Annotated in this window: 18 protein-coding genes; 15 read left to right on the forward strand and 3 right to left on the reverse strand. The window is 72.3% G+C overall.

Annotation, left to right across the window (positions count from 1 at the left end):
* Positions 1-5 precede the first annotated feature (5 nt).
* The gene (locus AC069R_RS29925) at positions 6-368 is read left to right on the forward strand and encodes a DsrE family protein (RefSeq protein WP_478769874.1); all 363 of its coding nucleotides are present in this window, start codon (positions 6-8) and stop codon (positions 366-368) included.
* A 9-nt stretch (positions 369-377) separates the two neighbouring features.
* Here the strand turns inward: AC069R_RS29925 and AC069R_RS29930 are convergent, their stop codons facing one another.
* Positions 378-641, reverse strand: a complete 264-nt coding sequence (locus AC069R_RS29930) for a DUF3099 domain-containing protein (protein WP_397985254.1) — start codon at positions 639-641, stop codon at positions 378-380.
* Between the two features lie 349 nt (positions 642-990).
* Here AC069R_RS29930 and AC069R_RS29935 point away from each other — a divergent pair, with 349 nt between their 5' ends.
* The 7 genes from AC069R_RS29935 to ygfZ all read left to right on the forward strand — a co-directional run bounded on the left by AC069R_RS29935 (position 991) and on the right by ygfZ (position 5804).
* Positions 991-1737, forward strand: coding sequence for an LmeA family phospholipid-binding protein (locus AC069R_RS29935; protein ID WP_478769875.1), 747 nt, complete (start codon positions 991-993; stop codon positions 1735-1737).
* Positions 1738-1943: 206 nt separating this feature from the next.
* A complete protein-coding gene (locus tag AC069R_RS29940) occupies positions 1944-2024 on the forward strand; it encodes an Ms5788A family Cys-rich leader peptide (protein ID WP_350751515.1) in 81 nt (26 codons plus the stop codon).
* A 123-nt stretch (positions 2025-2147) separates the two neighbouring features.
* Positions 2148-2993 (forward strand): sulfurtransferase, encoded by an 846-nt coding sequence (locus AC069R_RS29945; protein WP_471063739.1) that lies wholly within the window; start codon positions 2148-2150, stop codon positions 2991-2993.
* A gap of 30 nt (positions 2994-3023) precedes the next feature.
* Complete coding sequence (locus tag AC069R_RS29950) at positions 3024-3311, forward strand: DUF1416 domain-containing protein (RefSeq protein WP_006139129.1); 288 nt, start codon at positions 3024-3026, stop codon at positions 3309-3311.
* Positions 3312-3757: 446 nt separating this feature from the next.
* Positions 3758-4333, forward strand: coding sequence for an FABP family protein (locus tag AC069R_RS29955; RefSeq protein WP_397985261.1), 576 nt, complete (start codon positions 3758-3760; stop codon positions 4331-4333).
* 57 nt (positions 4334-4390) lie between these two features.
* Positions 4391-4828 (forward strand): Fur family transcriptional regulator, encoded by a 438-nt coding sequence (locus AC069R_RS29960; protein WP_159702722.1) that lies wholly within the window; start codon positions 4391-4393, stop codon positions 4826-4828.
* A gap of 10 nt (positions 4829-4838) precedes the next feature.
* On the forward strand, positions 4839-5804 hold the full coding sequence (gene ygfZ, locus AC069R_RS29965) for a CAF17-like 4Fe-4S cluster assembly/insertion protein YgfZ (protein ID WP_478769876.1): 966 nt from the start codon (positions 4839-4841) through the stop codon (positions 5802-5804).
* Between the two features lie 228 nt (positions 5805-6032).
* Here ygfZ and dtd read toward each other — a convergent pair whose 3' ends face one another.
* A complete protein-coding gene (dtd, locus tag AC069R_RS29970; protein ID WP_478769909.1) occupies positions 6033-6458 on the reverse strand; it encodes a D-aminoacyl-tRNA deacylase in 426 nt (141 codons plus the stop codon).
* A gap of 158 nt (positions 6459-6616) precedes the next feature.
* Between dtd and AC069R_RS29975 the strand changes: the two genes are divergently transcribed.
* The 3 genes from AC069R_RS29975 to AC069R_RS29985 all read left to right on the forward strand — a co-directional run bounded on the left by AC069R_RS29975 (position 6617) and on the right by AC069R_RS29985 (position 9680).
* A complete protein-coding gene (locus tag AC069R_RS29975) occupies positions 6617-7243 on the forward strand; it encodes an RsiG family protein (protein WP_478769877.1) in 627 nt (208 codons plus the stop codon).
* 71 nt (positions 7244-7314) lie between these two features.
* Positions 7315-8550, forward strand: a complete 1236-nt coding sequence (locus AC069R_RS29980; RefSeq protein WP_478769878.1) for a GNAT family N-acetyltransferase — start codon at positions 7315-7317, stop codon at positions 8548-8550.
* A gap of 233 nt (positions 8551-8783) precedes the next feature.
* A complete protein-coding gene (locus AC069R_RS29985; protein WP_478769879.1) occupies positions 8784-9680 on the forward strand; it encodes a winged helix-turn-helix domain-containing protein in 897 nt (298 codons plus the stop codon).
* 33 nt (positions 9681-9713) lie between these two features.
* On the opposite strand, the gene AC069R_RS29990 is transcribed toward AC069R_RS29985, so the two are convergent.
* On the reverse strand, positions 9714-9902 hold the full coding sequence (locus AC069R_RS29990; protein WP_478769880.1) for a hypothetical protein: 189 nt from the start codon (positions 9900-9902) through the stop codon (positions 9714-9716).
* Between the two features lie 139 nt (positions 9903-10041).
* Between AC069R_RS29990 and AC069R_RS29995 the strand changes: the two genes are divergently transcribed.
* The 4 genes from AC069R_RS29995 to AC069R_RS30010 all read left to right on the forward strand — a co-directional run bounded on the left by AC069R_RS29995 (position 10042) and on the right by AC069R_RS30010 (position 14682).
* Positions 10042-10923: a winged helix-turn-helix domain-containing protein gene (locus AC069R_RS29995; protein WP_478769881.1), complete on the forward strand. Its 882-nt coding sequence runs from the start codon at positions 10042-10044 to the stop codon at positions 10921-10923.
* Positions 10923-11660 carry an HAD family hydrolase gene (locus AC069R_RS30000; protein ID WP_478769882.1) on the forward strand — a complete coding sequence of 246 codons (738 nt, stop codon included), beginning with the start codon at positions 10923-10925 and terminating at the stop codon, positions 11658-11660. Before AC069R_RS29995 ends, AC069R_RS30000 begins: the two co-directional genes overlap by 1 nt.
* A gap of 278 nt (positions 11661-11938) precedes the next feature.
* Positions 11939-14035, forward strand: coding sequence for a phosphotransferase family protein (locus AC069R_RS30005; RefSeq protein WP_478769883.1), 2097 nt, complete (start codon positions 11939-11941; stop codon positions 14033-14035).
* Positions 14036-14055: 20 nt separating this feature from the next.
* A complete protein-coding gene (locus AC069R_RS30010; RefSeq protein WP_478769884.1) occupies positions 14056-14682 on the forward strand; it encodes a TetR/AcrR family transcriptional regulator in 627 nt (208 codons plus the stop codon).
* The last annotated feature ends 29 nt before the right edge of the window (positions 14683-14711 follow it).

Here is a 14711-nt window from a genome sequence, read left to right on the forward strand (position 1 = left end):
CCCGCATGGCGAAGAAGCTCGTGATCAAGGTGACGGCCGGGGCCGATGCCCCCGAGCGCTGCTCGCAGGCGTTCACGGTGGCGGCGGTGGCCGTGGCCAGCGGGGTCGATGTCTCGCTGTGGCTGACCGGGGAGTCGTCCTGGTTCGCGCTGCCGGGGCGGGCCGCGGAGTTCGAGCTGCCGCACGCCGCTCCGCTGCCCGATCTGCTCGACTCGATCGTCGCGGCCGGCCGCGTCACGTTGTGCACCCAGTGCGCGGCCCGGCGGGAGATCACGGAGAAGGACGTCATCGAGGGCGTGCGCATCGCGGGTGCGCAGGTCTTCGTGCAGGAGGCGCTGGCCGACGACACGCAGGCGCTCGTCTACTGATTCGAGTGGTCAGGGGCGCGGGCGCTTCTTGCCGTCCAGTTCGTCCCACCACTCGTCGGACTTGGGATCGCCGGAGGGGTCGTCCCACCAGCGGTCCTCCGGCCCCCGCCGGTTCGCGATCATCGCGGCGACCGGCGGGATCACCATGGCGACGACACACATGCCGACGGCCGCCGGGACGGACCAGATCCGTACGACTCCCCACGCCAGGACGAAGAGGCCGATACAGATCCCCATCATGGCGAAGTACACGTGACGTCGCCGTGCGTACATGCCTCCAGGGTAGGCCGGGCGGTCCGGTTCGGCGCCACCGCGGGCACGGCCCGTCGGGGAAGGCTCCCGGCGCGAGGGGAGCAAGCGACGCGGGCCGCGGGAAGACGGCGGACGGAGTCCGGCGCAGCGGTCCCGAAGCCTGCGGAGCAGTGCGAGGGCCGCGTCAGGGAGGGGTCACGTGACGTCGCCGTGCGTACATGCCTCCAGGGTAGGACGAGGCACCCCATTCGGCGCCGTCGGTGCTACAAGTGCGTGCCCTGTCACAAGTGATCGACATTTACCCTGCCCGAAGCCCCACGGCGTTACCGTTGCGTAGCCGTGACCTACGTCGACCGGGGGGAAACACCACATGCGCGCCCTGCGAATACTGCTGATAGTCGTCGTGATCCTGGGCGGGCTGTTCGTGATCGTGGACCGGGTGGCGGTGCACTTCGCCCAGGGGGAGGCCGCGGACAAGCTGAAGTCCTCGGAGAACCTGTCGACGACCCCCAGCGTGGACATCAAGGGCTTCCCCTTCCTCACCCAGGTCGCCGGCGGCTCGCTGGACGACGTTGAGGTCGGGATCAAGAGCTACGACGCGGCCACCGGACAGGCGGGGAAGACGATCCGCATCGACGACCTCAAGGCCGACATGAAGGGCGTCTCCTTCTCCGGTGACTACAGCTCCGCCACCGCCTCCAGCGCCACCGGCACCGCGACCATCTCGTACGACGAGCTGCTGAAGACCGCCAAGTCGCAGCCCACCGACATCGGCCTCGGCATCCAGGCCAAGGTCGTCGGCCTCTCCGACGGCGGCAACGGAAAGATCAAGGTCGCCGTCAAGGTGAACGGCACCATCGCCGGCGCCATCCCCGTCGACCGCACGGTCTCCGTCCTGAGCACCGTCAGCGTCGTGAACAACAAGGTCGAGGTGCGCGCCGACTCCCTCCCCTCGGTCGCCGGGCTCGGACTCGCCGAGGACCGCGTCCGTACGATCACCGACTTCCAGCAGGTCGTGGACCAGCTGCCCGGCGGCATCAAGCTGGACAAGGTGGAGGCCGCGCAGAACGGCGTGCAGATCAGCGTGAAGGGTTCCGACGTCAAGCTGGCGGGGTAGAAGCCGCCAAACGGCCCGGATGGGCGCCGTACGTCCGACAGGCGAGACGGTGACGTCCGTACCGCAGATGTGAGCGCACACCCGAGCGCCCGGAGGCCCCTTCGACGGCCACCGGGTGCTCTTTCCATCCCGCCATTCGGACGATCCTGTCTCGCCATACGACACACCGGTGACACACGCGCCTCCGCGTACCTACGATCGAGGCCATGAAGCGTCAGGCGGACCTCACGAAGCGGCGGGCAGTCGACCTGTGCCGCGTGGCCGCCATGCTCTGTCGCCCCTTCTGAGCGGGAGCCCCGCTTCCGCGTCATCCCCCTGCCCTGCTGGGCACCCGTGCGCCGCCCGCACCCCGAGCGCGCGCCCCTTCGCACTCGCACGCCCCGCCGTAACTGCCCCGGAGGAGAAAGAGCATGAGTCGCAGCGACGTCCTGGTCGACGCCGACTGGCTGCAGGAGCACCTGGACGACCCGACCATCGCGATCGTCGAGGTGGACGAGGACACGTCCGCCTACGAGAAGAACCACATCAAGAACGCGATCCGCATCGACTGGACGAAGGACCTCCAGGACCCGGTGCGCCGTGACTTCATCGACCAGGAGGGCTTCGAGAAGCTCCTGTCGCAGAAGGGCATCGCCAACGACCACACGGTGATCCTCTACGGCGGCAACAACAACTGGTTCGCCTCCTACGCCTACTGGTACTTCAAGCTGTACGGCCACGAGAACGTCAAGCTCCTCGACGGCGGCCGCAAGAAGTGGGAGCTGGACGCCCGCGAGCTGGTCGCCGGCGACGAGGTCCCCGAGCGCCCGGAGACCACGTACAAGGCCAAGCCGCAGAACACCGCGATCCGCGCCTTCCGCGACGACGTCGTCAAGGCCATCGGCGTCCAGAACCTGGTCGACGTGCGGTCCCCCGACGAGTTCTCCGGCAAGCTGCTCGCCCCGGCCCACCTGCCGCAGGAGCAGTCGCAGCGTCCGGGCCACGTCCCGAGCGCGCGCAACATCCCGTGGTCGAAGAACGCCAACGACGACGGCACGTTCAAGTCGGACGAGGAGCTCAAGGAGCTGTACACCGCGGAGAACGTGGACCTCGCCAAGGACACGATCGCCTACTGCCGCATCGGTGAGCGCTCCGCCCTGACCTGGTTCGTGCTGCACGAGCTGCTCGGCGTGGAGAACGTCAAGAACTACGACGGCTCCTGGACCGAGTACGGCTCGCTCGTCGGCGTGCCGATCGAGCTCGGCGCCAACAAGTAAGCGACCCCAAGCGACCTCTGGAGAAACAGCATGTGCGGAGCGAAGGCCGGTGGCCCCGACGCCTCGACGATCAAGCCCGGTGAGACCACGATCCAGGGCCAGGTGACCCGCGACGGCGAGCCGGTGACGGGCTACGTCCGGCTGCTCGACTCGACCGGCGAGTTCACCGCGGAGGTTCCGACCTCGGCGACCGGCCAGTTCCGCTTCTACGCGGCCGAGGGCACGTGGACCGTGCGCGCGCTGGTGCCCGGCGGCTCCGCCGACCGCACGGTCGTCGCGCAGCAGGGCGGGCTCGCGGAGGTCGCCATCGCCGTCTGACCGGCGGACGACGCGGAAGGGCCGCACCCCTGGGTTGGACGCCAGGTGGGGTGCGGCCCTTCGGCGTGCGGAAGCGGCGCGTGCGGAAGCGGACCGCCGCCCGGCTGGGGCCGCCTCGGAGCGGCTGGGGCCCGCCGGGGAGCGGCTGGGGGCCGCCTCGGAGCGGCTGGGGCCCGCCGGGGAGCGGCTGGGGGCCGCCTCGGAGCGGCTGAGGCCCGCCGGGGAAGCGCTGAGGCCCACCTCGGAAAGAGAGCCGGGGCCCGGCCGCGTAAGCTGGGGCCCGGCTCTGTCGTATGCCCACCCTCGCTCAAGGAGCACCCGTGGAGATCTTCTTCGAAACCCTGCTGGTCCTGGTCTGCGTCGGCGTGCTCGCCTTCGCCTACCTGACCGTGAAGAAGCTGTACCAGGGCCAGCGCTGACCCCCCCCCACCAGGAAAGCTCCGCTCATGATCGAGATCCCGTCCGACCTGCACAAGGACCTCGTCCCGCTCGCCTTCCTCCTCGGCGACTGGGCCGGCGCTGGCGTGCACGACTTCCCCGGCTCCGAGAAGTGCAACTTCGGCCAGGAAGTCACCTTCACCCACGACGGCCGGGACTTCCTGGAGTACCACTCCCGCACCTGGGTGCTGGACAACGACGGCAACAAGGTCCGCCCGCTGGAGACCGAGTCCGGCTTCTGGCGGATCGACGGCGACCGCAAGGTCGAGGTCACGATGACCCGCGACGACGGCACCATCGAGATCTGGTACGGCGAGATGGCCGCCAAGAAGCCCCAGATCGACCTGGTCACGGACGCCGTCGCCCGGACCGCCGACGCCCGCCCCTACACCGGCGGCAAGCGGCTGTACGGCTACGTCAAGAGCGACCTCATGTGGGTCGGCGAGAAGCAGACCCCCGAGGTCGAGCTGCGCCCCTACATGTCCGCCCACCTGAAGAAGGTCGTCACCCCCGAGGACGTCGAACGCTGGGCCAAGGCCCTCCCGGACGACATGCCGGACGACGGCATCGCCTTCTTCAAGTAGGCCCGCGGGCACCTCACGGCTCTCCGTGGCGACGGGCGTGGTCCTAGACTCGTCGGTGTGGTGAGCACCGACTGGAAGAGCGACCTCAGGCAGCGCGGTTACCGGCTGACCCCGCAGCGCCAGCTTGTCCTCGAAGCCGTGGACACCCTGGAGCACGCGACCCCCGACGACATCCTCGTGGAAGTGAGGAAGACGGCGTCGGGGGTCAACATTTCCACCGTCTACCGCACCCTGGAGCTGCTGGAGGAGCTGGGCCTGGTCAGCCATGCCCATCTGGGGCACGGCGCGCCGACGTACCACCTCGCCGACCGGCACCACCATCTGCACCTGGTGTGCCGCGACTGCGAGAGCGTGATCGAGGCGGACGTGAGCGTGGCGGCGGAGTTCACCGACAAGCTGCGGCGGCAGTTCGGCTTCGACACCGACATGAAGCACTTCGCGATCTTCGGCCGCTGCAAGGACTGCTCCCTGAAGAGTTCAACTACCACGTCGTAGGCTTGCGCGTATGAAAAGCCCCCTGCTGTCCCTGCCCGGCGCCGTCCCCGCCGAGGGCGTGGACGAAGGCGTCGCCGCCCACTACGGCGATCTGTTCCGCGAGCAGCGCGCCCTCGCCGAGGGCACCGGATTCGTCGACCTCTCGCACCGCGGTGTCGTCACCGTCAGCGGCGAGGACCGGCTGAACTGGCTGCACCTGCTGCTCACCCAGCACGTCAGCGATCTGCCGGCCGGCCAGGCGACCGAGGCGCTGATCCTCTCGGCGAACGGGCACATCGAGCACGCGCTGTACCTGGTGGACGACGGTACGACGGTCTGGGCGCACGTCGAGCCCGGCACCCGGCAGGCGCTGGTCGCCTACCTGGAGTCGATGAAGTTCTTCTACCGGGTGGACGTCGCCGACCGCACCGACGAGTTCGCGGTGGTGTACCTGCCCGCCGGGTCCATCGCCGAGGTGCCCGAGGGCGTCGTCGTACGCGAGACGCCGTACGGCCGTGATCTCTTCCTGCCGCGCGCGGAGCTGGAGTCCTTCGCGGCGGCGCACGGGCCCGCGGCGGGGCTGCTCGCGCACGAGGCGCTGCGGGTGGAGCGGCACCGGCCGCGGCTCGGCTTCGAGACCGATCACCGGACGATCCCGCACGAGCTGGGCTGGATCGGCACGGCGGTGCATCTCCAGAAGGGCTGCTACCGGGGGCAGGAGACCGTCGCCCGTGTGCAGAACCTCGGCAAGCCGCCGCGCCGGCTCGTCTTCCTCCACCTCGACGGCAGCGATGTGCACCTGCCGGCGCCGGGCACGGAGATCCGGCTCGCGGAGGAGGGGCCCGAGGGCCGCAAGATCGGCTTCGTGACGTCGTCGGTACGCCATCACGAGCTGGGTCCTGTGGCGCTCGCGCTGGTCAAGCGGAACGTGCCGGTCGACGCGGGACTCCTGACCGGGGACACGGCGGCGGCGCAGGAGGTCGTGGTCGAGCCGTAGCGCGACGGGGTGCGGGCCGCGTGACCGGCCGCGGGTACGCGGTGACCGGCTGCGGGTACGCGGTGTCCGGCCGCGGGTGCATCGCGACCGGCCGCGGGTGCAACGTGACCGGCCGCGGGTACGTCGTGGCTGGTCGCGCAGTTCCCCGCGCCCCTTCGGGGCACCCGGCCCCCGCGCCCCTTCGGGGCACCCGGCCCCCGCGCCCCTTCGGGGCACGCGCCCGCCGGCCTACATCTCCAGCAGTACCGTGAACGGTCCGTCGTTCGTCAGGGACACCCGCATCTTCGCGCCGAACCGTCCCGTCGCCACCGTCGCGCCCAGTGCCCGCAGCTGGGCCACGACCTCGTCCACCAGCGGTTCGGCGATGTCGCCGGGGGCCGCCGCGTTCCAGGTGGGGCGGCGGCCCTTGCGGGCGTCGCCGTAGAGGGTGAACTGGCTGACGACGAGCAGCGGGGCGTCGATGTCGCTGCACGAGCGCTCCCCGGACAGCATCCGCACCGACCAGAGCTTGCGGGCCAGCTGCGCCGCCTTCTCCTTGGTGTCCTCGTGGGTCACGCCGACCAGGACGCACAGGCCCTCGCCCTCGATCGCGCCCACCGTCTCGCCGTCCACGACGACGCTCGCGCCGTCCACTCTCTGCACCACCGCTCGCATGCGGACCATGATGCCGGGTACGCGGGCGGCGGTCACAGGCGGACCTTATGGAACCCTTACCGCCCATCCGGGGCTGTTCGGGGGCACTCGGTCACATACGGTGCGCCGGGGGTGGCACGATGCTGTCACACGCCGGTCGAGGGGACGGTCCGAACCACATGAGCACATCCAGCACCAGCGAGCTGCCCATCCCGCAGGGGACGTACCGGCCGCCCGTCCAGCGGGCCGACGAGCCCGTGATCGCACCGGCGCCGGCCCGGCCGGCGGCGCCCGAACCGTCCCGGCCGGCCCTGCCCGAGCTGTCCGGACTGAGCCTGTCCGAACTGCGCGCGCTGCGCCGCGACGCCCAGCGCGACGAGGCCGACCTCAGCTATGTGCGGCGGCTGTTGCAGGGCCGGATCGACATCCTGCACGCGGAGCTGGCCCGCCGCGGCCGGGCGGCGGTGCCCGCGCCGAAGGACGCCTCCCTGGTCGAGCGGCTCCCGGAGATCCTGCGCGACGCCCCGGCCCGCCAGCGCTCCTCGGCCCGCCATGTCACCGTCGGCACCCCGCGGGGCGAGGAGGTACGACGGCTCGCCGCCGAGATGCTCGCCGAGGTGGAGCTGAGCGACCTGAGCGCCCGCACGGATCTCGAACTGTCCGCCGCGCTGGGCCGGTTGGTGCGGTACGAACACGAGGTGTCGGGGCGGCGGCAGCGGCTCCAGCACACCGCCGACGGATGCGGCGGGGAGATCGCCCGCCGGTACCGGATGGGCGAGGCGCAGGTGGAGGACCTGCTGGTGTGACGGGCCGGTGACGCGGCCGACGGGCGGAAATCGGGAGGACATCCGGCGGGACGGATGCCTACCGTGGGCCCATGAGCGACGTCCGCACCGCCACCGAGGCCGACTTCGACGACTGGCAGCGCGCCCTGGCCGTGGGGTTCACCCAGCCTCCGGCCCTGGCCCGTGAGCAACTCGACGCCCGGCGGCGGAAGTTCACACCGGGCCGCTATCGGGGGGCCGTCGACGGCGGGCGCTGGGTGGCCACCTTCCGGTCCTTCGAGCAGGAGCTGACCACGGTGGGCGGCGGTGTGGTGCCCGCCGACGCCATCAGCGGCGTGACCGTCAGCCCGACGCACCGCCGACGCGGCCTGCTGAGCCGCATGATGGCCCAGGACCTCGCGGCGGCCCGCGAGCGCGGGGACGTCGTCGCGACCCTGCTCGCCGCCGAGTACCCGATCTACGGCCGGTTCGGCTTCGGCCCGGCCACCTGGATGTCCCGGTGGACCGTCGACGTCCCGCGGGCCGGCCTCGACCCCCGCTGGTCCGGCCCGGACGACGGCGGCCGGATCGAGCTGCTGGACGGCGCTGAGGTGCGCAAGCTCGGGCCCGAGCTGTTCGACCGGTTCCGCCGCGCACAGCCCGGCGCGGTCAGCCGCGACGAGCTGTGGTGGGAGCAGTTCACCGGCGCGCTGCGCGTCCACTCCGACTACGTGGAGCCGGTGCACGCCCTGTACCGCTCGGCGTCCGGGGAGGCCCAGGGCCTGGTGACGTACCGCAGCGACGACACCTGGACCGGACAGCAGCCCGACCAGACCGCGCGCGTGGAACGGCTGTTCGGGACCACTCCGGCGGCCGAGCGCGCGCTGTGGCACTACATGTGCTCCATCGACTGGATCACCAGGGTCGACACCGGCGGGCGCGGTCCCGACGACCTGCTCCCGCACTTCCTGCCCGACCCGCGCGCCGCCCGGATCACCGATCACGCGGACCTGCTGTGGGTGCGCGTCCTGGACGTCGTACGGGCCCTGGAGGCGCGCGGCTACGACCGGGAGGGCACGCTGGTGCTGGAGGTCCTGGACGACGGCGGTTACGCGGGCGGGCGGTACCGGCTGGATGCCTCGCCCGAGGGCGCGTCCTGTACGGCCACCACCGCGAGCCCCGATCTGACGCTGGGCGTCCAGGAGCTGGCCTCCGTGTGGCTCGGCGGGGAGTCGCTGCTGCGGCTGGCCGCGCTGGGCCGGGTGCGGGCAGAGCGAGAGGGCGCCGCCCGGCTGGCCGACGCCCTGTTCCGCTCGCCCGTGCGCCCTTGGTGCCCGGACGACTTCTGACCGCTCCCCTCGCCGGCGGCGCTGATCCGTACATCCGTAGCGAGCTGTTCAGTTGTGGCTGTGCTGTGCGGTGTTCAGTTGTGGCTGTGCGCGTCGTATTCAGTTGTCGGCAAGCTTGACCATGTCAGCCGAGTTGGCTGCCAACTTATCTCTACTTATCTCCGTTGGAAGGCGTCTCATAACCACCTGTCGGTGAACTGCCGCAAGTTGGCGGGAAGTTGTAGGGTTCGCCCGTGGACCCGGAGCACGCCTCCGCCAGGGGACCCCGCGCGTCCCGCGCGTCCCACCGGGAGATCGCCGACGAGCTGCGCAGCCGGATCGGCTCCGGCGTACTGCGCGCCGGGCAGCGCATGCCCACCCAGGCCGAGCTGGCCGAGGAGTTCGGTGTGGAGCGCGGCGCCGTCCGCCAGGCACTGGACATCCTGCACGCGGAGCGACTGCTCACCGGGGTGTCCAGGGGCAGCCCGGCCAGGGTGGCCGAGGGGGCGTGGCCGGGGTGGTCCGCCGCGCCGCCGCAGCCCACCGTGGTGGGGCTGGGACCGCGCGTCGCGGCCGCCTTCGCCGCCCCGCACGTGCGGATCGACGCGCTCTGCCTGACCTCCGTGTCGCTCACGCTGGCCGTCGGCGAGCAGCTCCGGCTGATCCATGCGGGGGAGCTGAAACCGGCCAAGATCGAGGTGCGGGTGCTGCTGCCCAGCCGCCGGATCGAGCTGGCCTTCCCGGCGCCGGTGGACCCGGTGCGCGCGGGCGACGGCGGGCTGCTGCACGAGCGCTGGCTGGCGGTGCGCAACGCCCAGGGCATGGTGCTGCGGCAGAACCTGCTGGCCCTGCGCACCACGCACGGCATCGAGGTGCGGCTGACCTTCCGCGCCCTGCCGTTCACACCCCCGGTCAAGCTGTACCTGCTCAACGAGGACGAGGCGCTGCTGGCGTACTACACCCTGGACCGCCGTGAGCAGGAGTTCGGCGCGGAACCGCTCCAGCTGTACGACGCGGACGGCACGCGCTCGATGCTGTTCGCGTTCGGGCCGGGCGCCGGGGCGCGGGACGCCGCCTTCGTGGCGGAGTCCCGGCGGTGGTTCGACGCGCTGTGGGAGACGATCAGCACCGATCTGGAGCTGACGCCGTAGCCGCCGCGGTCCTCGGAGCGGGCGCCTCGGTCCTCAGAGCGCGGGGCCGGTCAGGAGCACCGCGAGCAGGAGCGCGCCGGCGGAGCTGACCGCCGGGCTCTTGGCCTTGAGGCCGACGGTGAACAGGAGCAGGCCGACGGCGCCGGCGGTGCCGTACTTCCACTGGACGAGCTGTTCGAAGCCGAGGACGAGGGTGGCGGACAGGAGGGCGAGAGCGGGCACGGCGAATCCCCCTTCGAAGGTGGAACTTCCGCCAACTTGGAAAAGTTGGCAACCAACTCTGTTTAAGTTGTCCCCACTTGGTGGCACTACATAAACAACTTCCCGGCAACTGCCGTCAGATGGGCGGAAGTTGTAACGTTTGGTGGTGACCCAGGAGCACATGGCAGTCAACGGCAGCGGCAGGCGCACCCCACGGGAGATCGCGGGCGTCCTGCGCGAACGCATGCGCACCGGGATCCTGCGGCCGGGCGAACGGCTGCCCACGCAGGCCGAGTTGGCAGAGGAGTTCGGCGTCGAGCGCGGTGCCGTGCGCCAGGCCCTGCGGCTGCTCCAGCAGGACGGCCTGCTCACCGGCGTCACCAAGGGCAGCCCGCCGCGGGTCGCCGAGCAGCGGTCCGGGGCCGAGGAGCCCCAGCCGACCATGGTGGCCCTCGCGCCCCGGCTGACCGACGCGTTCGCGGCACCGCGGGTGCGCATCGACGCCCTCTGCCTGACCGCGCAGAGCCTGATCCCGGCCCTCGGCGAACCGCTGCGCCTGATCCACGAGGGCAAGCTGCGCCCGGAGCGGATCGACGCCCGCATCCTGCTGCCCTCGCGGGAGATCAGCCTCGCCTTCCCGGTCTCGGTCGACGCCGGGAGCGCGGAGGACGACGCGGTGCACCAGCGCTGGCTGGCCATGCGCAACGCCCAGGGCCAGGTGCTCCAGTACAACCTCCAGGCCCTGCGCGGCACCCACGACATCGACGTCCACGTCACCTTCCGGGCCCTGCCGTTCACCCCGCCGGTGAAGCTCTACCTGCTCAACGGGTCCGAGGCGCTGTTCGCGCACTACATGATCACGCGCCGCGCCGAGCCCACCGACAGCGGGACGCTGGAGATGTACGACGCGGTCGGCTCCGAGTCCCTGCTCTTCTCCTTCGAGCGGCGTGCCGGGCAGCGGGACGCGGCGTTCGTGGAGGAATCGCAGAAGTGGTTCGACGCCCTCTGGGAAACCATCTCCACGGACCTGACACTCTCCTAGTGACTTCTGATACGACTTCTGATGCGAGCGAGATCGAGAAGCTTCGTGTACTGATCACTTCCGCTCGGGTCGTGCTGTGGGACTTCGACGGACCCATCTGCCGGCTGTTCGCCACGCACAAGGCCGAGCGGATCGCCGCGGACCTGGTGGCCTGGCTGGAGCGGCAGGGGCTGCACGGCCTGCTCACCCCGGCCGAACGCGGCACCCTCGACCCCCAGGTGGTGCTGCGCGCGGTGGGCCGCCGCCGGCCCGGCAGCGACCTCGTCACCGGCCTGGAGGAACGTCTCACCCAGGAGGAGCTGCGCGCCGCCGCCTCCGCGCTGCCCACCGCCTGGGCCGACCCGCTGATCCGCACCTGGACCGCCGTCGGCACCCGGCTCGCCGTCACCACCGACAACTCGCCCCGCGTGGTGCGCAGCTACCTGGAGAGCCGGGGCCTGACCGCCTGCTTCGCCCCGCACCTGTACGGCCGTACCGAACACCTGCACCACCTCAAGCCGGACCCGCACTGCCTGCTGCGCGCCCTCGCCGCCATGGGTGCCGCCCCCACCGCCGCCCTGATGATCGGCGACACCCCCTCCGACCTCGCCGCGGCCCGCGACGCCGGGGTCCCCTTCCTGGGCTACGCCCGCAACGAGGCGAAGGAGAAGCCCCTGCGCGCGGCCGGCGCCGAGCACGTCGTACGGTCGCTGGAACCGCTGTTGCGCCTGCTCAGGGGCGGGCGCGGGGTCGGCTAGCATGCGGATGCGCGGCCGGTCACCGTCCGGTCGCGGGCATGCGGGCGCGGGGCGCGGCGAGGAGCCGGGCCCCGGTCGCCGGATCGGCACAGCCGAGCGGCGGACCACCCGTTGGGCTACTCCACCGCGCACGGCGGCCGTACCGGCCGCCACGGGGGAATAGCGTTTCCCCGGACCTGTCGTCCGGCATGTCCTCCCCCTTGTGCGATCGACCTCCGGAGCGGCCAGTGGGCGCACCGTCAGTTCCCCCTACCGTCGCAGGGGAGCGCGCCACGACCATGCGGACCGCCGCCGCCTGCCGCGCGTTCGCGGCCCGCGCCGCGGCCGGGCGGCCGGTCCGCGAGGGCCCGCGCCACCGCGACCACGTCCTGCCGCTGACCCAACCGCTCGCCGGTCTGCTCGGCCGCGCTCCGGGCACGCCGGTGACCGTGCGGCTGCCCCGCCCGGACGCGGCACCGGCCGTGCGCACCTGGGACGGCGAGGCGGAGATCCTGCGCGCGGTCCACCGGGTGCTGCCGGGGATCGCCCCCGAGTGCCTGGCCGCCGGGGAGGGTTACGTCATCCACAGCCATGTGGACGGCGAGGTGCCGCCCCTTGAGGGCATCGCCGCGCTGTCCGCCGCCCTCGCCCAGGTGCGCGGCACCGCGCTGCCCCCGCTGCCCGCGCACTGGCCGCGCAACCACACCGACTCCCAGGGCTTCCTGCGCACCCTCGCCCACCTCGCCGACCGGCAGATCCGGGGGGTGAACTGGCGTGCCTACGGCGGGCTGTTCACCGCGCTCGGCGTCCCCGAGGACGCGCTCGCCCGGTTCGCCGACCGGGTGCCCGTACTGACCCGCCGCCCGTACGTCCTGCTCCACGGCGACCTGCGCTGCTCCCAACTGACACTCACCGAAAGCGGGTTGTGCTGCACGGGCTGGGAACTGGCGAGCTTCGGCGACCCGTTGTACGACCTCGCCGTCCACCTCGTACGGTCCCGGTACCCGGAGCGCGAGCGGGCGGCCGTCGTGCGCGCCTGGGCCGAGGCGGTGGCCCGCGCCCGGCCCGCCGCCGTCGCCGGGCTCGCCAGGGACCTGCCCCACTACCTCGCCCTCGAACACGCCCAGTCCCTCTACGCCGACGTCATCGGCGCCGTCCGCGCCCTGGTCCGCAACTTCGGCCCCAAGCCCCTGGAGCGGGCCACCGCCACCGTGGGCGACGCCCTGCGCGCGGCCGCCGAACCGCTGCGGCTCGGCCGGGTGCCCGGCGACGAGGAGATCGAGCGGATCCTCTTCCGGCGCGGCGCCGCCCGGCCCGCCGCACGCCCCCGTGCCATCGCCTGGACACCGGACCGGCGGGTCCCCGAACACCCCGACTTCCCGCACCGCGCGGTCGCCGACGCCCTGTTCCTGGAGGGCGCCGCCCCGGCCGAGCGGGTGTTCAAGGGCGCCGCCCACCTCACCACCGTGCTCCGGGTGCCCGGCACCGGCTTCCCCGTCGTCGTACGGCGCGAGGCGACCGTCGTCCTGCGCCGCGAGCGCAGCTTCCTGAGCGAACACGCCGTCCTCGCCGCCATCGAACGGTCCGGGGTGCCGGTCGCCGCCCCCCGCGTGCTCGCCCTGGGCACCAGCCACGCCACCGACCCCGCCCACCGCTACCGGGGCGACCGGTTCGCCGTGCACACCTACGAGGGCGCCCGCGACCTCGGCCGCCGCCCCGACCACCCGGTCGACGGGCTGCGCCCGCACGAGGCGGACCACCTGGTCGACCAGCTGGCCGCGCTGACCGGCGTCGATCCGGCCGGCATCGACCCGCTCGGCGGCCGTCCCGGCTTCTACGGCTGGCTCAGCGAACAGCTCGTCGCGCTGGTCGAGGCGCTGCCGGAAGGGTCCCGGCAGACGGCCCGCCTCCTCGGCCTGCCGGACGCGCCCCGGCTGCGCGAGATCCTCGCCCGCCACCACGTCGCCGACCGCGCGCCCGCCCTGCTGCACGGCGACCTCAACCCCTGGAACCTGGTGCGCCGCGACGACGGCCCCGCCCTCACCCTCATCGACTGGGAGATGGCCCTGGTCGGCGACCCGCTGTACGAACTGGTCCGGCACATGCACCTCACCCCGACCCGGCCGGAGATCCGCGACCGCATGTTCCGCCGCTGGGCGGCCCGGCTGGACGCCCGGTACACCCGGAACTGGCAGGAGGACTGGCGGGTCTACCGCTGGATCGAGCTGGTCCGCTCGGCCTACGTCGACCTCGACCGCCTGGTCACCGGATCGAGCCTGGACGCGCCCAACGTGCGGCGGGCGGTGGCGTCGTACGGCATGACGCTCGCCGCGGCGACGGCCTCGCTCGGGCTGTCCCGGCGCGGCCGGGGACTGCCCCGACCGGGTCCCGGCTGAGCCTTGCGTAGGCTCGCCCCATGGGTGAGACGGAACCGCGCGAGCCGGGTCTGCGGGAGCGCAAGCGGCAGCGGATGTACCAGGAGGTGTCCGACACCGCCGTACGGCTGTTCCTGGAGCGGGGCTTCGACGCGGTGTCGGTGGCGGAGGTGGCCGCCGCCGCCGGGATCTCCAAGCCGACCCTCTTCCGGTACTTCCCGGCCAAGGAGGACCTGGTCCTGTACCGGATCGCGGACCACGAGGACGAGGCCGCGCGGGTGGTCGCCGGCGAGCCGGACCCGGTGGCCGCGCTGCGCCGGCACTTCCTCGCGGGCCTGGAGCGGCGCGACCCGGTCACCGGGCTCAACGACCACCCCCAGGTGCTCGCCTTCCACACCCTGCTCTACGGCACCCCGGCCCTGGTCGCGCGCGCCTACCGGCACCAGGAGCGCTCGGAGGCCCGGCTCGCCGAGGCGCTCGGCGGGGACCTGGACGCACGGCTCGCGGCCGGGCAGATCATCGCCGTCCAGCGGATCCTCGCCCTGGACAACTGGCGGCGGATCGCGGCGGGGGAGAAGGTCGAGGACATCGCGCCGGACGCGGTGCGGGCGGCGGAGCGGGCGTTCGGGCGGCTGGCGGGGGTGCCGGCCGCGCCCACGGCGCAGTGAGAGTGGGTTAAAAATTTAACTCGGTAACG

The organism is Streptomyces sp. NPDC043952, from assembly GCF_056435325.1.

Coding starts and splice junctions, on each gene's coding strand:
- AC069R_RS29925 (WP_478769874.1), top strand. CDS start 6: ATGGCGAAGAAGCTCGTGATCAAGGTGACGGCCGGGGCCGATGCCCCC.
- AC069R_RS29930 (WP_397985254.1), bottom strand. CDS start 641: ATGTACGCACGGCGACGTCACGTGTACTTCGCCATGATGGGGATCTGT.
- AC069R_RS29935 (WP_478769875.1), top strand. CDS start 991: ATGCGCGCCCTGCGAATACTGCTGATAGTCGTCGTGATCCTGGGCGGG.
- AC069R_RS29940 (WP_350751515.1), top strand. CDS start 1,944: ATGAAGCGTCAGGCGGACCTCACGAAGCGGCGGGCAGTCGACCTGTGC.
- AC069R_RS29945 (WP_471063739.1), top strand. CDS start 2,148: ATGAGTCGCAGCGACGTCCTGGTCGACGCCGACTGGCTGCAGGAGCAC.
- AC069R_RS29950 (WP_006139129.1), top strand. CDS start 3,024: ATGTGCGGAGCGAAGGCCGGTGGCCCCGACGCCTCGACGATCAAGCCC.
- AC069R_RS29955 (WP_397985261.1), top strand. CDS start 3,758: ATGATCGAGATCCCGTCCGACCTGCACAAGGACCTCGTCCCGCTCGCC.
- ygfZ (WP_478769876.1), top strand. CDS start 4,839: ATGAAAAGCCCCCTGCTGTCCCTGCCCGGCGCCGTCCCCGCCGAGGGC.
- dtd (WP_478769909.1), bottom strand. CDS start 6,458: ATGCGAGCGGTGGTGCAGAGAGTGGACGGCGCGAGCGTCGTCGTGGAC.
- AC069R_RS29975 (WP_478769877.1), top strand. CDS start 6,617: ATGAGCACATCCAGCACCAGCGAGCTGCCCATCCCGCAGGGGACGTAC.
- AC069R_RS29980 (WP_478769878.1), top strand. CDS start 7,315: ATGAGCGACGTCCGCACCGCCACCGAGGCCGACTTCGACGACTGGCAG.
- AC069R_RS30005 (WP_478769883.1), top strand. CDS start 11,939: ATGCGGACCGCCGCCGCCTGCCGCGCGTTCGCGGCCCGCGCCGCGGCC.
- AC069R_RS30010 (WP_478769884.1), top strand. CDS start 14,056: ATGGGTGAGACGGAACCGCGCGAGCCGGGTCTGCGGGAGCGCAAGCGG.